General features: G+C 38.4%; 16 protein-coding genes and 3 tRNA genes. 10 read left to right on the top strand and 9 right to left on the bottom strand.

Annotated elements, in window-relative coordinates; all coding sequences use genetic code 11:
* Positions 1–7: 7 nt before the first annotated feature.
* Together JIV24_RS09635 and JIV24_RS09630 are read right to left on the bottom strand one after the other, a co-directional pair.
* Positions 8–2,260 (bottom strand): GH92 family glycosyl hydrolase, encoded by a 2,253-nt coding sequence (locus JIV24_RS09635; RefSeq protein WP_200464820.1) that lies wholly within the window; start codon positions 2,258–2,260, stop codon positions 8–10.
* 10 nt (positions 2,261–2,270) lie between these two features.
* Entirely contained in the window at positions 2,271–3,446 is a 1,176-nt protein-coding gene (locus tag JIV24_RS09630; RefSeq protein ID WP_200464819.1) for a glycoside hydrolase family 3 protein, read from the bottom strand.
* A 292-nt stretch (positions 3,447–3,738) separates the two neighbouring features.
* Between JIV24_RS09630 and JIV24_RS09625 the strand changes: the two genes are divergently transcribed.
* Both JIV24_RS09625 and JIV24_RS22780 read left to right on the top strand, forming a co-directional pair.
* Positions 3,739–4,302: a YceI family protein gene (locus JIV24_RS09625; RefSeq protein ID WP_200464818.1), complete on the top strand. Its 564-nt coding sequence runs from the start codon at positions 3,739–3,741 to the stop codon at positions 4,300–4,302.
* 161 nt (positions 4,303–4,463) lie between these two features.
* A complete protein-coding gene (locus tag JIV24_RS22780) occupies positions 4,464–6,365 on the top strand; it encodes a methyl-accepting chemotaxis protein (protein WP_200464817.1) in 1,902 nt (633 codons plus the stop codon).
* A gap of 299 nt (positions 6,366–6,664) precedes the next feature.
* Here the strand turns inward: JIV24_RS22780 and JIV24_RS09615 are convergent, their stop codons facing one another.
* Complete coding sequence (locus JIV24_RS09615) at positions 6,665–7,090, bottom strand: DUF6567 family protein (protein WP_200464816.1); 426 nt, start codon at positions 7,088–7,090, stop codon at positions 6,665–6,667.
* 167 nt (positions 7,091–7,257) lie between these two features.
* Positions 7,258–8,508 carry a methionine adenosyltransferase gene (gene metK / locus JIV24_RS09610; protein WP_200464815.1) on the bottom strand — a complete coding sequence of 417 codons (1,251 nt, stop codon included), beginning with the start codon at positions 8,506–8,508 and terminating at the stop codon, positions 7,258–7,260.
* Positions 8,509–8,891: 383 nt separating this feature from the next.
* On the opposite strand from metK, the gene JIV24_RS09605 reads away from it, so the two are divergent.
* The 6 genes from JIV24_RS09605 to JIV24_RS09580 all read left to right on the top strand — a co-directional run bounded on the left by JIV24_RS09605 (position 8,892) and on the right by JIV24_RS09580 (position 11,116).
* Positions 8,892–8,963: transfer RNA gene (locus JIV24_RS09605), tRNA-Glu, on the top strand.
* 38 nt (positions 8,964–9,001) lie between these two features.
* Complete coding sequence (gene rpsT, locus JIV24_RS09600; RefSeq protein WP_200464814.1) at positions 9,002–9,253, top strand: 30S ribosomal protein S20; 252 nt, start codon at positions 9,002–9,004, stop codon at positions 9,251–9,253.
* 12 nt (positions 9,254–9,265) lie between these two features.
* Positions 9,266–9,337: transfer RNA gene (locus tag JIV24_RS09595), tRNA-Glu, on the top strand.
* A 33-nt stretch (positions 9,338–9,370) separates the two neighbouring features.
* Positions 9,371–9,442, top strand: a tRNA-Glu gene (locus JIV24_RS09590).
* Between the two features lie 91 nt (positions 9,443–9,533).
* On the top strand, positions 9,534–10,232 hold the full coding sequence (radC, locus tag JIV24_RS09585; protein WP_200464813.1) for a RadC family protein: 699 nt from the start codon (positions 9,534–9,536) through the stop codon (positions 10,230–10,232).
* A gap of 5 nt (positions 10,233–10,237) precedes the next feature.
* Complete coding sequence (locus JIV24_RS09580; protein ID WP_200464812.1) at positions 10,238–11,116, top strand: hypothetical protein; 879 nt, start codon at positions 10,238–10,240, stop codon at positions 11,114–11,116.
* A 14-nt stretch (positions 11,117–11,130) separates the two neighbouring features.
* Here JIV24_RS09580 and JIV24_RS09575 read toward each other — a convergent pair whose 3' ends face one another.
* Genes JIV24_RS09575 through JIV24_RS09565 form a run of 3 tightly spaced genes read right to left on the bottom strand, consistent with a single transcriptional unit; the run spans position 11,131 to position 13,037 of the window.
* A complete protein-coding gene (locus JIV24_RS09575) occupies positions 11,131–11,601 on the bottom strand; it encodes a DUF4268 domain-containing protein (RefSeq protein ID WP_200464811.1) in 471 nt (156 codons plus the stop codon).
* Between the two features lie 10 nt (positions 11,602–11,611).
* Positions 11,612–11,797 carry a hypothetical protein gene (locus JIV24_RS09570; RefSeq protein ID WP_200464810.1) on the bottom strand — a complete coding sequence of 62 codons (186 nt, stop codon included), beginning with the start codon at positions 11,795–11,797 and terminating at the stop codon, positions 11,612–11,614.
* Between the two features lie 13 nt (positions 11,798–11,810).
* The gene (locus JIV24_RS09565; protein ID WP_200464809.1) at positions 11,811–13,037 is read right to left on the bottom strand and encodes a hypothetical protein; all 1,227 of its coding nucleotides are present in this window, start codon (positions 13,035–13,037) and stop codon (positions 11,811–11,813) included.
* 356 nt (positions 13,038–13,393) lie between these two features.
* Here JIV24_RS09565 and ccsA point away from each other — a divergent pair, with 356 nt between their 5' ends.
* Positions 13,394–16,489 carry a cytochrome c biogenesis protein CcsA gene (gene ccsA / locus JIV24_RS09560; RefSeq protein WP_200464808.1) on the top strand — a complete coding sequence of 1,032 codons (3,096 nt, stop codon included), beginning with the start codon at positions 13,394–13,396 and terminating at the stop codon, positions 16,487–16,489.
* Positions 16,490–16,624: 135 nt separating this feature from the next.
* Positions 16,625–17,122: a thiol peroxidase gene (tpx, locus tag JIV24_RS09555; protein ID WP_200464807.1), complete on the top strand. Its 498-nt coding sequence runs from the start codon at positions 16,625–16,627 to the stop codon at positions 17,120–17,122.
* 96 nt (positions 17,123–17,218) lie between these two features.
* Here the strand turns inward: tpx and JIV24_RS09550 are convergent, their stop codons facing one another.
* Together JIV24_RS09550 and JIV24_RS09545 are read right to left on the bottom strand one after the other, a co-directional pair.
* A complete protein-coding gene (locus JIV24_RS09550) occupies positions 17,219–18,502 on the bottom strand; it encodes a tetratricopeptide repeat protein (RefSeq protein WP_200464806.1) in 1,284 nt (427 codons plus the stop codon).
* Positions 18,503–18,826: 324 nt separating this feature from the next.
* Positions 18,827–19,576, bottom strand: coding sequence for a LytR/AlgR family response regulator transcription factor (locus JIV24_RS09545; RefSeq protein ID WP_200464805.1), 750 nt, complete (start codon positions 19,574–19,576; stop codon positions 18,827–18,829).
* Between the last annotated feature and the right edge of the window lies 1 nt (position 19,577).

Here is a 19,577-nt window from a genome sequence, read left to right as displayed (position 1 = left end):
TTTGGATTTAGTTGTGTGTTTGTTTTATGTCAGTCATAAAAAATTCCAGTTGACCACCTTGCATAAGCTGTTCATGCGTAAAGAACGGTTCGTTGAGTTCCTGACCATTTAATATTGTTTTTTCAACATACAGGTTGGTGGCTGAATTGTTATGAGCTATAATTGTTAACTGACCATTGGGTAATTCAATGGTCGCTTCGTCAACGATTGGTCGTCCGGTAGTGTAGGTCGCATCGCCAGGGCATACCTGATAAAAACCTAATGCACTCATGACGTACCAGGCCGACATTTGACCACAATCTTCATTGCCAATTATGCCGGCCGGTTCAGGCAGGTAAAATTCACGCATTATCTGATCTAGTCGCTCATTGGCTTTGTAAGGTGAATCAGTCCAATTATATAAATATGCCATGTGGTGACTCGGTTCGTTGCCGTGCGCATACTGTCCGATTAGTCCTGTAATATCACCTGAAGCATGTTCACCTTCAATGGTTGAGTCGGTGGTGAAAAGGGTATCCAACATGGCCTCAAATCTGTTTTTTGAACCATACAATTCAATCAAGCCATCGTTGGCATGCGGCGTAAAAAAGCTCCACTGCCAGGCATTTCCTTCCACATAATCACTTTTTTCGTGACTTGAATAGCGAGGCCTGAAAGGTGTTACCCATGAGCCGTCGTGGTTTCGGCCTCGCATTAAACCCGATTCTTTGTCGAAATAAAATTTGTAGTATTCACTTTTGGCTTCAAATTCCTTAGCTACATCATCTTTGCCAGCTGCTTTTGCTATTTGTGCCACACACCAGTCGTAATAAGCCATCTCTAAACCATATGAAACCGATTCGGCAACTGAATCGCTCGGCACCCAGCCAATCGTTTCTTTGTAAAAGATATGTGGAAGCATCACATTAGCTTCGCGTGTGCCTTTAAATTTTTCAACAATATCTTGTCGCCAGGTAGCTGATTGTACCGATGCTTCTAACCATTCATCAAGCTTATCAGGAGCCAGACCTTTTGCAACTGCATCGGCCAAAACAGATACTGCCGGATAGCCCACCATTGTACCTGTGTAATTGCTTACTAATGGCCACTTGGGCAAAATGCCACCTTTATGATATTTTTGAACTAGTGCTTCGCTCCAAATACCCGCTTTTTCAGGATTAATAATTGTCATTAATGGATGAAAAGCCCTGAATGTATCCCATAATGAGAATACAGTATAGTTAATGTGTCCTTCAGGTGCCTGATGAATTTGTTTGTCCATGCCACGATAACGGCCATCAATATCTTGCCATATGAATGGTGCCATCAAACTATGGTAAAGGGCTGTGTAAAAGTTAGTTTTGATTACCTTGTCTTCTGTTTCGATACGGATGCCCTGTAATTGTTGATGCCATTCAGCTTTTGCATTTTTAAGGGTTGCATCAAAGTCCCACCCCGAGAGCTCGGCTTGCATGTTTTTTTCGGCACCCTTTGGGTCCACGCACGATATTGCCACTTTGGCTATAAGAGCCTGGCTGCTTTTGGCAAACTTAAGATGGATTTGAGCGTCTTTACTGTCAACTTCATTTGTATTAGTGTCCTTGCCATTTATTACTACTTGCTTTTGAATGAATGGCTCTGAGAATTCTATACGATAGGCTACCAGATGATCTTTGGCCCACCCGGTTGAACGCTGTATTCCTTCGATGGTTTGTTTGTCAACTATTTTGCACTCATTACCGGTGATGGCATTACCCCAGTTGGCCTGTAACACATGTGCAAGGTTGACCATTACGTTACGATCATTTTCATTTGCAAATAAATATTTGTGCATGCCTACTCGTAATGTTGTGGTTAACTCAACGTCGATGTCAAAGTTGTTAAGGTGAACCGCATAATGCCCGGGTGATGCTTTTTCGCTTGATTTGTCGAAACTGGCTACCGGAATAGCTTCGCTGGAATTGGAGTATGGTAATAGAGCCACATCTCCCAAATCGCCAATGCCTGTACCACTTAAATGCGTATGGCTAAAGGCATAAATCAAAGAGTCATCGTAGTGATAACCACTACTGGCGTCCCAACCCAAGAGATGCGTGTCCGGACTTAATTGTACCATTCCGAATGGCACTGTAGCGCCAGGGAAAGTATGGCCATGAAAACCGGTTCCAATAAACGGATTGACGTATTGCAGAATATCTTCCTGCTGTGTAATTGCTTGCTGGCAACCAAATAGTGAACCAATGCTTATTACTGTTGCTATTGATAATAGTTTTAAGTTCATATGTGATGTATTATTTGATTTCAAAGGATTCTTTTAGTCGGATATCGTTTGATGAAGCACCTTCCTCAATTAGTTCACGTAGCGGTTCTACAAAGTTTTTTGGATGGTTGAATGTGGTACGTACATTTAGTCCGGCTTCCACCGATTGACGTACTGTATCTTTATAGGTTTCTGCAACGCGATGTTTGGAGTGGATCCAGGCCACCGCATCGCTGTCAGACACTACATATCCTTTGAAATCATATGTTTTACGCAATAGGTCAAATAAAAAGTAGTAGCTGCCAGTAACAGGAACATCATCGTAATCATTATAAGAACTCATTATGCCAAGAGTGCTTGTTTCCATAATGTTACGCTTAAACGGATAAAGATAAACCATATGCATTTCGCGAGGTGCAATGTGTGGGTCGAGCCTCACATGTCCATCTCGTCCGCCTTTTGGTGCTGAGTATATGGCAAAATGTTTAAGCGTATTGACAACACCCTGCGACTGTATGCCTTTTGAAACCTGTAAGCCCAATTCAGCCACTAAGAATGGATCCTCACCAAAGCACTCAACAATGCGGCCCCAGCGTTGGTCGCGCGCTACATCAAGCGCCGGAGAATATATATTGTGATAACCCAGAGCATAACCTTCTTTACCAATACATACACCCACCTGATGTAATAAGTCTTTGTTCCAGGTACAACCCATGCCAATTTGTGCTGGCATTGATGTCGACTGATAGTGGTTTAATCCACGAATGCCTTCGTTAGTAAATTCAACCGGAATGCCCAAGCGGGTTTCTTCAACAAAAAACTTTTGTATCTCATTCAGTGCCCATACATGCTTGTCGTAAGGAAATTTGTATTGTGCATCTTTGTATACACCATTAGATGCTTCATCAATGTTTCCCAAGCCATCTTTCCAGAGTTCATTTTTCCAATTGGCACCAGGTAGTTCCTCTTTAGCCACTCGACCATAACCATAAAGTGTCACCATCTGACAGGTTTTTTCTTCCATGGTCATCTGACTCAATAGATCATCGATCCTTTTTTCTATTGTTTGCGACGAATCCTCATAAATGTCTTTTCTGCCATTTTTATTAAAATCAATCCATCCTTTTTTGTAAATGGACGATGAAGGCGTTGACCCGCCTAGCAAAATGGCGAGAATAATAAATGGGAAAAACTTTATGGGTTTCATGTAAACAGGATTAATTGGATATTAATGAATTATAAAAATAGGAATGAAAACTCACTTTGGCCAATTAATATAGAGTTATAAAACTATGGTTGATTAGTGTATGGCATGCGTTAATTAGTAGTGTATCAGCTGAATAGTTAGCTGGTGTTGAATACGTAGAGCTTTGGTTGCTGAACATTTGTCTCACCCTTTTGATTGTCTGTTAACAAACTTTTAACAAGAAGAATTGAACTTTTAACTTAAGGGCAGTGTTTTCTTTTTAATTGCTTACTATTCATTAAAAACCACAGTTATGAAAAAGATAACTTCCGCTATTGCTATGCTGGCTTTTGTTGTTGCTGTTAGTGCCCAATCAAAAGTTGTTGATACATCATTAAGTCAAATAACCTGGTTAGGAAAAAAAGTGACAGGTGAGCACACAGGTAATATCTCGTTAAAATCGGGTAGTCTTAAAATGGATGGTAAAAAGTTGAAAGGTGGTGAGTTTGTGGTTGATATGAACAGTATTACTTGTTCTGATATTGACAATAAAGATTACAACGCTAAATTGGTAGGGCACTTAAAATCAGATGATTTCTTTGGTGTGGAAAAACACGCTTTAAGCACACTTAAGTTGGTAACTGTAACTCCTAATGGAACAGACTATAAAATAGGTGGTGAATTAACCATCAAAGGTAAAACGCATCCGGTAAGCTTTGATGTGACTCAAAATAATGGCGTTTTTGCAGGGAAGCTAATGGTTGATCGAACTAAATACGATGTGAGATATGGCTCAGGTAAATTCTTTGATAATCTGGGTGACAAAATGATATATGATGAGTTTGAGCTGAGCTTTAAAGTGGTATTGGTGAAATAGATATTGATATAGGGTTAAGTAGATTGAGGAGGAGTCCGGCCAAATGGTCGGGCTTTTATGTTTAAAAATGTTAAAAATCATTTGCAAAAATTAAAACTTTTATTTCTTTTACACGTAGAATCTAGTCTAGCTACATCCATTCAACGCCAAAACTATTTATTGTGAGCAGAATTAATTTACGCCTGAAAAGTAAGTTGTTGTTGTACATTTTAGTATCGTTTACTTTAATTTATGGAGCAACGCTTAGCTATATCAGTTTCAGTTTAAAGAAAAATGCTTTAGAAGATTCCAAAGCAATTATTGATGCAAATCTCAAGGCATCAAGTAATCTTATTCAGAACGACATCAATCAAGTTGTTGTATCAACAAATACTATAAGAGATAGTTATCACAATTATCTTGGCATGGACGAAACATATCGTCGTAAAGTGTTCGATGATATTTTATACGGATGGTTAGAAAATAATCCGGAGCTTTTATCGACGTGGCAAATCTGGGAGCTGAAGGCTCTTGATTCGAACTATCCGATGAAAAACGGACGGCAGCGAAATGTGGTCTTTCGATTAAATGGTCAGCTCAATCAAACCAGTGAAGAGGTAGACATGAATAATGAAAACCTTACCAGCCTTTATTATCAGGGGCGACAAAAGAATGCTGCTGACATTTGGGATCCCTATTACGATGTAGTTACCAAAGAGTTAGCTGGTATAATAATGACCTCCATTATTGCACCACTTCAGAATGAAAATGGTGAATTTCTAGGGATGGTTGGTGTTGATATCAGTCTCAATGATATGTCAAAGATAATCTCGAATATGAATCCGTACGAAGGTGCTGTTTCATATTTGGTATCGCGGGATACAAGTATTGTTGCGCATTCCAATACCGATTTGGTGGCACAAAAACTATTTGAAGCCATCCAATACGAGTCGAATGATTTTAAAACAGGCCTGGCCAAAACCCTGACCAAAAACGACTATAGTTTTGAATATACCAATCCGGCAAGCGGAATGGTTAACTATGTATCATTTACTTCGGTTGCATTTGAAGGTATAGATACTACCTGGACATTGGGTATTGAAGTGCCCAAAGAGGTGATTTTAGAAAGTGCCAATAGCATTTTTTATCGTAGCATCCTTATTGGAATTATTGGTTTAATAATCTTGTACATTATTGTGTATTTAACGGCAGGTAATATTGTGCGACCAATAGTTAAGAGTGCAGCCATTGCCCGAGAGATAGCTGATGGTAATTTGTTGACTGAAATTGATGTTGATGATGCGCAAAAAGATGAAGCGGGAGACTTAGGTCGTGCGTTAAAAGATATGGTGGATAATCTGAAAAGTATTATGAGTGAAATATTTGAAAGCTCAGACGCCATAAATTCTGCAAGTGTCGAGTTGGCATCTTCATCTAATCAATTATCGGCAGGAGCTTCTAATCAGGCTGCTTCCTCTGAAGAGATTTCGTCATCTATGGAAGAAATGGTGGCCACCATCCAGCAGAATAGTGAGAACTCGAAGCAAACCGAAAACATTGCTTTAAATTCAGCTGATGGTATCAAAGAAAGTTTCGAAAGCTCAAAGGATACTACACAGTCAATGCAAGAGATTTCGGAAAAGATTACGATTATTGAAGAGATAGCCAAGCAAACGAATATTTTAGCCTTAAATGCAGCCGTAGAAGCGGCACGTGCAGGCGAGCAGGGAAGAGGTTTTGCTGTTGTGGCATCTGAAGTAAAAAAGTTGGCTGAACGATCGCAGAAAGCCGCTATTGAGATTATTGATTTAACCCAACATGGTGTAGAGGCTGCCGAAAAATCGGGTCAACAATTGGAAGCGATTATTCCTGAAATTGAAAAAACCACACAGCTTGTGCAAGAAATTACTGCATCAAGTTATGAGCAACAAAGTGGGGCCGAACAGATCAATAAAGCGATCCAGGAATTAAATGAAGTTACGCAGCAGAATTCCGGGTCAGCGTCGATATTTACCAATAATTCAGAGCACTTAACACAACTGGCAGAGAAGCTAAAAGAAACAATAGCATATTTTAAGCGATAAAAAAAGAGGCAGCCTTTGGCTGCCTCTTTTTTTATTCTATTACATCCTTCATTTTGACATTGATTAATCGCTTATTTGGTTTAGATATATACGCATATACAATTAATACATCATCGTTAATGACTTGGATCTAATGTTGTTTTATTCCTCGACCCTTGGGTCGAAAATATAATTGTTTGCGTAGCAAACGCCACTTCTTGCTCCGGGGTCATTCATTGATAACGCTATGCATCCTGTCATTGTAATGAAATTTAATTGTCTCACTAATTTGGAATTTGGATGATGTACTGTTATAGGTATTAAATAACTTTTTGATTGGCCTCAAAGGGACTGTCAAAAACTTTGCTGAAATTTTCATTAAAAGCTATGAAGGAAGAGTCTTCTTGTGCAGTATTAAAATCAATTACATCGGCAGAAATGGTTGCCTTTGTATTAAATACAAATGGATAAAACGACCTTTTAATATCTACTGATACATTGGCAAAGGCTTGCCCTTTTCTTGATGGATAATTGGTGTAAAGATTTCTTTTAGCTTTCAGAACTAAAGCGTCTTTGCCTAGTCCTCCAATTCCAAATACGAGTTGTGTATTAGCAGTGTCTATAGCAAGTTCCTTAATATTAAAGTTAGCATCAGATATAGAAGCATTACCAGTTATGATTCCAGAGTGAGTGGCACATGAGCTTAATGTGATTACCACGATTAGGGTAATGAATAGATTTTTCATTCAGTGAGATTTTAGGTTAATATGAAATAATATTTAAAATATAGATTGCCCTGTTCGTAATAATTCCTATACCACAATATTTGGGTGTGAAAGTAAAAGAAAAGCCTTATTGTCAGGAAGATATACATCTTCCAACAATAAGGCTTACTATTGGTTTTATAACTTAATTAAGCGAATGCTTTCTTTATAGCATCAACATAATCTAATTTCTCCCATGTAAATAATTCTACTTCAAACTCCTTTTTTCCAAAGTATGGCGATTCAAATACCTTTTTAACAGTTCGTGGAGTTCTGCCCATATGACCATAAGCAGCTGTCTCTTCATACATTGGGTTGCGTAGTTTTAAACGCTCTTCAATAGCTGCCGGGCGAAGGTCAAAGACCTCAGCAATTTTAACTGCTATTTCACCATCGCTCAAGTCAACTTTTGATGTACCGTAAGTGTCCACAAATACGCCAACAGGCTGGGCAACTCCAATGGCATATGATAGTTGCACCAAAATCTCATCGGCAATACCTGCTGCTACCATGTTTTTAGCAATATGGCGCGAGGCATAAGCTGCCGAACGGTCAACCTTACTAGGATCTTTACCTGAGAAAGCGCCACCTCCATGAGCACCTTTACCACCGTAGGTGTCTACAATAATTTTACGCCCCGTAAGACCTGTATCACCATGAGGCCCACCAATTACAAATTTACCTGTTGGGTTAACGTGTAAAATGTATTCATCATCAAATAAGGCTTGCACTCGCTCTGGTAATTGCGAAATAGTTCGTGGGATTAAAATCTTACGAACGTCTTCTTTTATCTTAGCCAACATTGGTTCGTCAGCATCAAAGTCATCGTGTTGCGTTGAAACAACTATGGTATGAACACGCTTAGGCTGGTTATCGTCGCCATATTCAATTGTTACCTGACTTTTAGAATCAGGACGTAGGTAAGTCATTTCTTTTCCTTCGCGACGAATATCAGCCATGTCCATTAATAACCGGTGCGATAGTTCAAGCGAAATAGGCATATAATCATCTGTTTCTTTCGAAGCATAGCCAAACATCATGCCCTGATCACCAGCCCCCTGGTCCATTTTCTCTTCACGCTCAACGCCCTGGTTAATGTCAGCCGATTGCTCATGAATAGCCGATAAAACACCACACGAATCGCCATCAAAGCGATATTCGCTTTTAGTATATCCGATGCGGTTAATGACTCTGCGCGCTACTTCCTGCACATCAACATAATGCTTTGAGCGCACTTCGCCTGCCAAAACAACCTGACCTGTAGTAACTAATGTTTCGCAAGCAACCTTTGAGTTGGCATCAAAGGCTAGAAAATTATCAAGTAAAGCATCTGAAATCTGGTCAGCTACTTTATCCGGATGTCCTTCAGAAACCGATTCTGATGTAAATAAATATCCCATATCATTAACATTATAAAATCTGCATTATTTTAAATGGCAGATAAAAAGTTAAACTTAAGTTGATATGTGAAAAGAGGGAAGTAAAACGATATTTGCGTTTTAGCACTTTTTTTAAGTGGTTGCAATCAGCCAAATCTTTCCACTTTTCACTGCATGCAAAGTAAAGTAATAATCGAATTGTGTGCAAATTAATTAAGAGTAAATTGTCTTGATTAGATTTATTAGTTGATTTATTTTACTGATGGATAATAGGATACGTGCAGTATGTGGTGTTTTGGTGTATTTTTTTGAATGTTTTTTAATAAAAAAATTTGGAGGGATTTTAATTTGATATATCTTTGCATCCGCATTTGAGACAAATAGTACTGTCCAAAGGCAAATAAGGTCCCTTCGTCTAGTGGTTAGGACGCAAGGTTTTCATCCTTGAAACAGGAGTTCGATTCTCCTAGGGACTGCTAAGATATAAAGAATAACAATTTTTAATTGTAGAACGATGGCAAATCATCAATCAGCGAAAAAGCGAATTCGTCAGATAGAGAAAAGAAGACTTCACAACCGATACTTTGCAAAAACTGCTCGTAACGCTGTGAAAGCATTAAGAAGCGCATCTGAGAAAGAAGCAGCTCAGGAATTACTTCCTAAAGTTACTGCTATGCTTGATAAGCTTTCTAAGAAAAACATTATTCATAAGAATAAGGCTGCCAATTTAAAGTCTAAGTTAACAAAGCACGTTAACGCACTTTAATCAACAGTATAAGGTCCCTTCGTCTAGTGGTTAGGACGCAAGGTTTTCATCCTTGAAACAGGAGTTCGATTCTCCTAGGGACTGCTTTTATAACTTTTTTGCCTCAAAAGGCATTAAGGTCCCTTCGTCTAGTGGTTAGGACGCAAGGTTTTCATCCTTGAAACAGGAGTTCGATTCTCCTAGGGACTGCTTAAAGCTCTTCATAAAGAAGAGCTTTTTTCGTATCTGATATTTACATTCTCATTGAGCCTTTCTATCTTTTCAGTAAAAGAAAAAATAGATGGAGACCTACCAACACCTTAGCATTAAAGAATGGGCAATAGAAGATCGACCGCGTGAGAAGCTCATTTATAAAGGATTACCCTCATTGTCCGACGCAGAATTATTAGCCATTCTTATTGGTTCGGGCAGCGCCAAAGAAAGTGCCGTTGAATTATCAAAGAAAATACTTCGTGATTGTCAGAATAATTTAAACGTTTTGGGTAAAAAAACGGTGACTGACCTAAAAGCGAATTACCATGGCATTGGAGAAGCAAAAGCTATAAGTATCGTTGCCTCGCTAGAGTTAGGGCGAAGGCGCAAATTGCAGGATGGTGAAGAGCGACCAAAAATTACCTGTAGCAAAGATGTGTGCGCTATTTTTCAGCCCATTTTGGGCGATTTGCCTCACGAAGAGTTTTGGGTGCTCTTACTCAATCGTTCCAATAAAGTGATAGCTAAAAACAAAGTAAGCCAAGGGGGAATAGCCGGAACTGTTATTGATGTTCGGCTTATTCTTAAATCGGCCATTGAGCATTTAGCTTCATCCATTATTTTGTGTCATAATCACCCGAGCGGCAATAAACAGCCAAGCGATGCCGATACCAATATCACCAAGAAAATGAGTGAGGCTGCGCGTATTATGGATGTGCCTGTTCTGGATCATATTATTGTTACCGATAATGCCTTTTATAGCTATGCCGATGAAGGCATGATTTGAAGCATATGAAAATTAAATACTGTAAACGTGAACAAATAGATCATGATTTGTGGGATGCATGCGTTAAAAAGGCTGTTAACGGGCATGTATTTGCACAATCGTGGTATTTAGATATTGTATGCGATGATTGGGGCGCTGTGGTGGCCGATGATTACCTTGCAGTACTTCCATTGCCCCTTAAAAGAAATAGCTTGTTTAAAAGGGTTTACTCACCATATTGGAGTCCATATTTGGGAATAATAAACCAGCAGCCTTTGCCTGAAAAGGATGGCAAACTGATGTTGGAGCATATTCCAAATAGAAATTTTGAGTTAGTGATGAATGCTCACAATAAGCTTCCGAAGTCAGGGTTAAGTATTAGCAATGTTTTAAAGTTTAGTGTGTTGGATTTGATTGAAGATTTGTCTCGAATAGAGTCGAATTTCAGTCCGGAAATGAAATCTGTTGTTGATTCTTATAAAGCGAAAAAGTTGACAGTGGTTAGGGCCTTAAATGGCACAGAATACATTGATTTTGTCAAGCGCGATAATGTTTATTCAGAACGTTCAGATTTACCGACCTTGCTAAAGATTGTGAGTTTTGCCTTGCGTTATAAAAGTGCCGGGCTTTATGCTGCCTATGATGAAAGTAACTCGATGATTGCCGGAGCATTTATTCTAAAATCTCAAAAATGCTTATCGTTAATTCATTGTGCAGATGTTTATTCGAAACATGACGCAGTTAAAGCCATTGTTTATCACATGCTGGAACATAATGCGGGTTCGAACTTAACCCTGGAATTTCCATTTTACTCGAAAGAGATAGGACAGGGTTTTAGTGATAATGAGCATCATTGCCTGGTGTACAAAAAAGGCTTACCCAAATGGATAAGCCTCATATCTTAAAATCTTAGTTTGCTTTATTGTCCTAGCTCATCATGAAGTAAAAAGTCTTTTACTTCCAGAAATGCTTTTTCCATACGAATCATTCGATCGATCATAAACTTCATCACTTCGGGCCATTTTTCCTCTTGATACATATCGGCTGGCGATAATGCTTCATAAACCCTGCATACGTCTCGACCTTCCTCTTTGGTGTATACATAATCCCAGGTTAAGGGACCTTCATATTGCGTTTCAAAGATGCTCTTGCAGGCCTCAAGCTTCTCGTAGAGTTGCAAACGACGATTTTCATTGCGGTGGTTTATTTCCAAAGCAACAATGGCGCGCTGACGATTTATGTCAAACCGCAAATCAAGGCCTTTGATACCAGTCTCGTCAAAAATCCATTTGATTTTCTTCCCTTTCTGACCCGGAAGACGACGAGTGCGGCTCTCAAGTTTGTGCCAAAATAGTTGTCGTATTTCTTTTGCTTCTTCTTTTGAGAACATTATATGTTGTTTAGTCGTCTTCGGTCTTCGAATTTCGAGCTTCAGACTTATTTGTCAGCAACAAAAATAGCAGATAAGCACAACCTATGCCAATTAATAGCATACTAACTATTTCCATTATGCCTGTGGTACTATGAATCATGCCAAAGCCGGCAATAATCATTAAAATGGCTATAACTGCTAATTTTTGCTTCATACTGTACATTTTTTTAGAATGTATATCGCATGCTGGCTGTTACACGATTGTTGCTGTAGTCTGTTAATTCAACAGGTTTTGCATATTCATCATATGAATCACCATACGCCGCAACTACATACATCCATTCTACGCCAAACCATATTTTTGGTGTGGCCATAAACTTCACTCGGGGAACGATTGAGTACATATTGGCGATGTTGCCACCAATGGTATACCCTGCCAAAGGTGTTGCTTTATCATACGCGCCAAGGTTCTCAGTGTAGCCAAATAATACACCTGGTTTTACTTTCTTGGCATTTGACTCAATGTCGGCCCAAAAAGCGAAGTTTTTGATAGCTGTGTATTTGCGTGGTTCGCCTGGCTGATTTGTTTTTTCAGCAAAACCACCTAGCATTACCACATTGGTCATTCCTGCTGTGAATAAAGCTTCGGTTTTAAATGTAAATGCGCCAAAATCATTTTTAATAGAACCTGTAAAGTAGCTTCCTTTAGCTAGCTCATCAGTTTTTATACCAGTGTTTGGGTCAACCAATGCTGGCTTAAGTGCTTTGAAACCTCCGGTAACTGCAGCAAAAAATCCTTTGTTTTTGAACTTAAGCTGAAGAGCCATTTCAGGAATGAGTGAGTTTTCCGATGCTTCATGCATACCTTTATCTAAAAAGTCATTTTGCGACATGGCAAAACCAATGGCCTCAACTTTATCCGTTAGCTGATAACCTAAGCGAATCATTGGTTGGCGGTTAAGCGGGTGGTAAGGAGTACCACAACTAAGATTAACCGTATTGGCGAAGTTTTCAGTGATGAATAAAGGATGCCAGTACTGTCCGACTAATAAGCTGGTTTTATCCCAGTTAAGACGGATAAATGCATGACGAAGGCGGAAGTTGACATCTTGATGATTTGGATTTTTATCGCCTAAGAAGTCACCTTCGATAAAGGCAAAACTTTTAGCACCAAATACTTCAGGGCCAGAAACACCAATATTAAAGCGACTGAATGCAGCATCCATATCATAGTAAGCCTCATCATTAATGTCATTGCCTTCAGCATCTAGCGACGCTGACTTTGGAAATAAATAGATATTTCCGTTACGTACTGAAACACTTTGGCGCGTATCCATGTATGCGTTAACACCAACAAAGCCATGTATTTCTACCTTAAATGGTTTCTTTTCTTCTTGTGCAAACACCATTGTTGTTAAAACAACTACAATCAGTGTGGTCAGAATTCTTTTCATTTTACTATTTTATAATACTTATTTATGTTCCCCAAAAATTGTTGCAAAGCAACAAAAAAGCCTTTAGTTGTGCAAGTTGCTAAGCACTCTATATTCATGAGTTTTAGTACTTATTTAATCTTAAAAAAAATGAGATAGTTTCATTGCATATTTCCGATTGTCGTGATTGCTCAACAGTTTTTATAGTCGATATGCTTCTAGTACTTGTGTAGGCGGATTGTGAAAAATAACAGTTAATTTCAGATTTTTTTATCTTATTTGCTATTTTGACTTCAACTTTAATTTGTGTTTAGTGTTTAAAGTAACTGTATACACATAAGGTTGTAAATAACAGAGAATCGAATTTAAATATTAATATGAAAAAACTGTTTGAGTTTCTTACTGCTTATTGGTTAATGGGTAGTTTATTGCTCTTTTTAGGGGCTGTGCTGGGAGTAGCAACGTTTATTGAAAATGATTTTGGCACAAATGCATCAAAAGCACTGGTTTATAATGCCTGGTGGTTTGAGATGGTATTTGTGTTGCTTGCCATCAATATGATTGGGAATCTGATAAGCTTCAAGAGTTTTAGTAAAAAAAAATTACCAGGGCTGGTTTTTCACCTGTCATTTTTAATTATAATTATTGGTGCTGCAGTTACAAGATATATTGGTTATGAAGGCATGATGCACATTAGAGAAGGTGAGGAGTCAAATGAGATATTATCCAGTGAGCAATTTGTGAAAGTTCAGGTGGAGTCAGGCGATTATAGCGAAACAGATGAAGACCATGTGTTGTATTCAATTGTTAGTCCTAATGAATATTCAGGTAGCTTTTCAACACCCAAAGGCAAGTTAAAACTTAGAAGCGATGTATATATCCCACAAGCCATGTCGCGCACAGTTGAAAAACCGGGAGGTAAACCTGCGATTAGTCTGGTATTGTCATCTGCTTCAGGACGCCAGGAGTTTTCTTTGTTTGAGGGAGAAGAAGTAAGAGTTGGCAATCATCGCGTTGCATTTAATCCAAAAACGGAAGACGGACAATCTATTATTTTGAGTGTTAAAGATGGGGCGCCATATTATAAACCGGCTGTTGATGCCAGTATGATGCAAATGCAATCCGGCACAAGTCAAACATTTGCAGCTGATTCAGTTCATCAGTTGTTTAATGGTGTTTTGTATAGTATTGCCGACCTTCGTATGGTTTTAACAAATTATATGGAGAGTGCCGGCGTGGAACCAGTATCAGTAGAAGGAGACCAGGGACGAGGCTTACCCGATGCCATTAAATTTGTGGCTGAATTAGGTGGGAAACGTAAAGATTTCTTTGTGTTTGGGCAAAAAGATGTATTGGGTAAACCAATAGTAGAAGAAATTGATGGTGTCAAATTCACGGTGACATATGGAGCTAAAATTATTCATATTCCATTCTCATTGTACCTTAATAAGTTCGAGTTAGAGCGTTATCCAGGTAGCGAAAGCCCAAGTTCATTTGCCAGCGAAGTAACATTAATGGATGAGCGAACAGGCTTAAAAGAGGATAGGCGCATATTTATGAATAACATTCTTAACTATCACGGTTATCGTTTTTTCCAATCATCGTACGATATGGATGAGAAAGGAACTGTTTTATCGGTGAATCGAGATATGTGGGGTACACTATTGACTTACCTTGGTTATTTGTTATTGACACTCGGTATGTTTGGCGCATTGATAGCACCAAATACACGCTTTAGACAATTAATTAAGCGAACATCCGAAATCTATAAAAAGAAGCAAGCTTTAAGTATCCTGTTATTGGCTTTTGTCAGCATGCCATTATTGGGCAATGAACTCAATCCGCCTCATCGTATTACCCAGGAATCAGCTGAGAAGTTTGGGCAACTCTGGGTGCAGGATAATGGTGGGCGAATGAAGCCACTTAATACTTTAAATAGTGAAGTGATTCGTAAATTAGCTAAGCACCACACCTTTAAGGGCTGGTCGGCTGATAGAGTAGTGCTTAGTATGATGATTGACCCTACTTACTGGCAAACTGTACCTTTAATTACCGTTAAGCACGATGACTTAAAAGGCATGTTACAAATAAGCAGTAAAAAGGCAGCTTTCAAGAATTTCTTTACAGCTGATGGTCAGTATAAAATACGAACATTGGTAGAAGATTCGTATCGTAAGAGACCTGCTTATCGCAATAAACTGGAACAGGAGGCAGTTAAGGTTGATGAGCAAATTAATGTGTTTTATATGTCGCGAATGGGTAGCTTCTTAAAGCTATTTCCGCAACCAGGCGATCAGCAGGCAACATGGCTAACGCCCGGTGCAAAAGCTGAAAATGCATCTCAGGAAGATAGTTTGCTGGTGCGTAACTTATTTGGTATGTACCTCGAATCATTATCATCGGGCAATAAGGTTAATGAAACTAGCTACATTACCGCTATTGCCAATTATCAAATGAAGTATGGTGCAGAGATTCTGCCATCAGACGCTAAAAAATCGATAGAGATATTCTATAACAATAGCTCATTATTTATGAGCTTGATGCCATACTTTTTAGTGCTTGGAATCATCTTGTTATTCTTCCAGTTAACAACCTTGGTAAATCCAAAATGGCAGTTTAAATGGATAGTTAAGGGAGGTTTGGTTTTAATAGTGGTTGCCTTTGCAGCCTATACTTTAGGTTTAGCATTACGATGGTATATATCTGGTCATGCACCATGGAGTAATGGTTATGAGTCCATGCTATACATTGGTTGGAGTACCTTATTAGCCGGATTACTATTTAGCAAACAAAGTCCAATTGCTTTATCGGTTACCTCATTTTTTGCTGGTATTATATTAATGGTAGCACATTTGAGTTGGATGAACCCGGAAATTACCAATTTAGTTCCGGTATTAAAATCGTATTGGTTAACCATTCATGTGGCAATCATTACTGCTAGTTATGGATTCTTAGCCCTGGGTGCATTGTTAGGGTTTTTAAACCTCATTTTGTTTGGCGTTAAATCGTCAAAAACCAACAAAGCTTTCTCGTTAACAGTTGAAGAGCTATCATCCATTGCTGAAATGTCGATGACTGTTGGATTATATTTCTTAACCATAGGTGCCTTTTTAGGTGGTGTTTGGGCCAACGAATCATGGGGACGCTACTGGGGATGGGATCCGAAAGAAACCTGGTCGGCTGTAACAATATTGGTGTATGCCTTTGTGTTACACATGCGATTTATTCCAGGTATGCGTGGTTTAACCACCTTTAATTTCTGGTCGGTGATTAGTTTTAGCTCAGTTATCATGACTTATCTGGGCGTAAACTATTATTTAGCTGGTATGCATTCGTATGCAAAGGGTGATCCGGTACCAATTCCGGCATTTGTCTATTACACCATCGTCGTAATCGGGGTTGTATCATTTTTCGCCTATTATAATGAGGGAAAAGTTCAGAAAGCCATAGTTGACGAAGAAAAGAAAGAATAATATTATAAGGTTTTAAGTATAACATTATCATAGCGATGGCTGAAGACAATCAATGTTTTCAGCCATTTTTTTATTTTTTTTCAAACAAAAGTGCATGGACGTTGTTTAGGAATCATAACAAAACAATAGAACAAAATGGCAAAAATAACATTCAAAGGTTCACCGGTAGCAACTGCAGGTGATCTTCCAAGAGTTGGAGCAGAAGCTCCGGAGTTTTCTTTAGTTAAAACTGATTTAAGCGAAGTTTCTTTAGCCAATTTTAAAGGCAAGAAGGTGGTTCTGAATATTTTCCCAAGTGTTGATACGGGTGTGTGCGCAGCGTCTGTTCGTCGTTTTAATGCCGAAGCGTCAAAGCAAGATAATACTGTTGTGCTTTGCGTATCACGCGATTTACCTTTTGCTCATGCTCGTTTTTGTGGTGCCGAAGGTTTAGATGATGTGGTTTCATTATCGGAATATAAAGATGAAGTATTTAGCCAGAATTATGGTGTGAAAATGATTGACGGACCATTAAACGGTTTGTTATCACGTGCTGTAGTAGTGGTTGACGAAAACGGTAAAGTAGCTCATAGCGAGCAAGTAGATGATATCGTTAATGAGCCTGATTATGATGCAGCTTTAAAAGCTTTATAAGATAATTAGTTGTTTAGTTTTATTCTCAAAAAAGCTGACTCGAGTATTCGGGTCATCTTTTTGTTTGTTGTATGATTGATGACAGTATATCGGAGGTTAAATGCCATTTTTAAAGAAATCTTCTTCTTTAAGGCTTGCCAATCGTTTAGATGCCACATCTTTTAATTGAATGGCATATCGCTCGTTGCCTTTCTTAGGGTTCAGTTCTTCGGGCAAGACATCAATGAATAGTTGATACATTTCCTGTGCTTTTTCAGCATCTTTTAACTGATAATCATATATAGAAGCCTGACGATACAAATATTGTGGTTTGTTATCGTATTTAAATGCTTCGTGGTAGTGGTTAATGGCAATTTTACTCTTACCCATATCATTATAAATCATGGCCAGCTTCACATGTGTCTTTTCCATTAGTACCGGTGATGGTTTAATTAATTGTTGGGCTAAGTATAGATAATGGATTCCCTTTTGAGGCTGGTTTGATTGCCCCAATGCAGAACCTAAGAAGAAGGCCACTTCAGGATCCATATCTTTTATTTTAAAAGCTGCTTTCAGGTATGAAATGGCATTGTTAAAATCTTCGAGACGATATAAGGCAATACCTAAGTGCTTTTTAGTAAGAAATGAACTGTCGCCTTGTGCCTCCAGACGCTTAAACATGACTTTAACATTGTGATTAGAACCATTTTTGAAGTTAGCTAATCCGGCTACGAGCAAGAAGTTCTTGTTGTTATCCAATTTGTCAATGTATGGCATGCAAAGGTCATGACACTCAACATACATTTTTTGGCGGTAATAAACATTCGCTAATCGCAGAGCTATTTTTTGGTTGTCAGGATGTTGCTCTAATATCATTTTATAAATAGAAATAGCAGCATCTTTAACGTTCGTTTTTTCATAGCTTTCGGCCAGTAGAGTATTTACACTTAGGTTGGTTGAATCATGTTCGGTATATGTTTTCAGTAACTTAATGTTGGCATCATGATCCTTATAAAAGTGGTTGATTTCGGCATATCGCAAAAGGTTAATCACATTGTCGGGTTCGGCTTCATAGCGATTTTTGCAAATAGGTAAGGCCCTGCTATAGTTTCCGCTGCTCATGTAACTCCGGCTCAACAAGTCTAATTGCTGGATTGATAAGTTAGTTGAGTCCTTTAGTAAACAATCGATAGCTTTATCTGGATAGCCGGTTGACTGGTATGCAATCGCTAAATAATAGCGCTCTGTTTGCGAGATGGATGTTGCTTTGTCGCAAAGCTGATTAATGATAGTTTCGAAATTGCCTTCAGCCAGATCCAGCTGAACGTTTGTTTGTGCATTAAGACTGGTATTAAAAATAATCAGCACAGCAATAACGGTAAATTGGGTCATCAGGTTCATAGAGTTTGATTTTGCTACTCAAATAAACTAAATGATTAGTTGAATAACAAGTATTAACCTGCATATGCATCGTATTTAATTCAGTCAATTTCATTTGCAGGTTAATCCCGACATAGTTGTACCCAATTTTGGATAACAAAATTGATGGTAAAACTTAGTCGTTATAAATGAGTTTACTTATTAGGCAGATAATTGGGATTAAGTAGAGATATTTCTAAATGACCGTAAAAGAGACCTTTGACTTATTGATAATTATATTACTCACAATCCCATTATTAAGGCATTTTTTATTTCGATTGTCAAAGCAGAGTGAGTTCAATATAATTAATGCATGTTTTTCAGCACTTTCATAACCATTTCCCGCCTTTGTCGTGAGATGCTTACAGATGAACCATCTTTCATCTTAATGTAACCACCATCGGTTTTTACAAAAGCCTTTATCTCGTTTAGGTTAATCAAGTGGGATTGATGGGTGCGAATAAAATTGTAATCAGATAGAAGCTCATCAAATTCCTTCATGGATTTACACACGAGGTGTTTTTCACTATTTTTTAGGTACACATGTGTATAATTACCATCGCCCTGACATCGTGAAATAGCTTCCACTTCAATAAACTCCGTTTTGTCAACCATGGGTAGCGCAATACGTTTGGATGGGGTTCCGATATTTCGAATAAGTTCTTGCATACGAATGTTATCTCGCTCATCATTTACCCGCTCTTCAACTTTAGTTATGGCCTTGATTAATTCAGTGATATTAATTGGTTTCAGAAGATAGTCAAGGGCGCAAAACTTTATGGCCTTCAAAGCATATTTATCAAAAGCTGTTACAAAAATAATCTCGAAGTTTTTATTGGGGAGTTGCTCAAGCAAGTCAAACCCCGTTCCTTCTACCAATTCAATATCTAAAAATAACAATTGGGGTTTCAATTGTATGATCTTCTCCAAAGCATCATTTATTGAAACTACCAAAGCCAGAACTTCTAACTGTGGGCAATATTTCTGCAATAGCAATTGTAAGTTTTCACAATTTGCAGGTTCATCATCTATGATTATGGATGTTATTGAATGCATT

This window comes from Carboxylicivirga marina (assembly GCF_016612505.1).
Taxonomy (GTDB): domain Bacteria; phylum Bacteroidota; class Bacteroidia; order Bacteroidales; family Marinilabiliaceae; genus Carboxylicivirga; species Carboxylicivirga marina.
The sequence above is the reverse complement of the archived record's forward strand: the minus strand, read 5'-3'. Positions and strand labels throughout refer to the sequence as shown.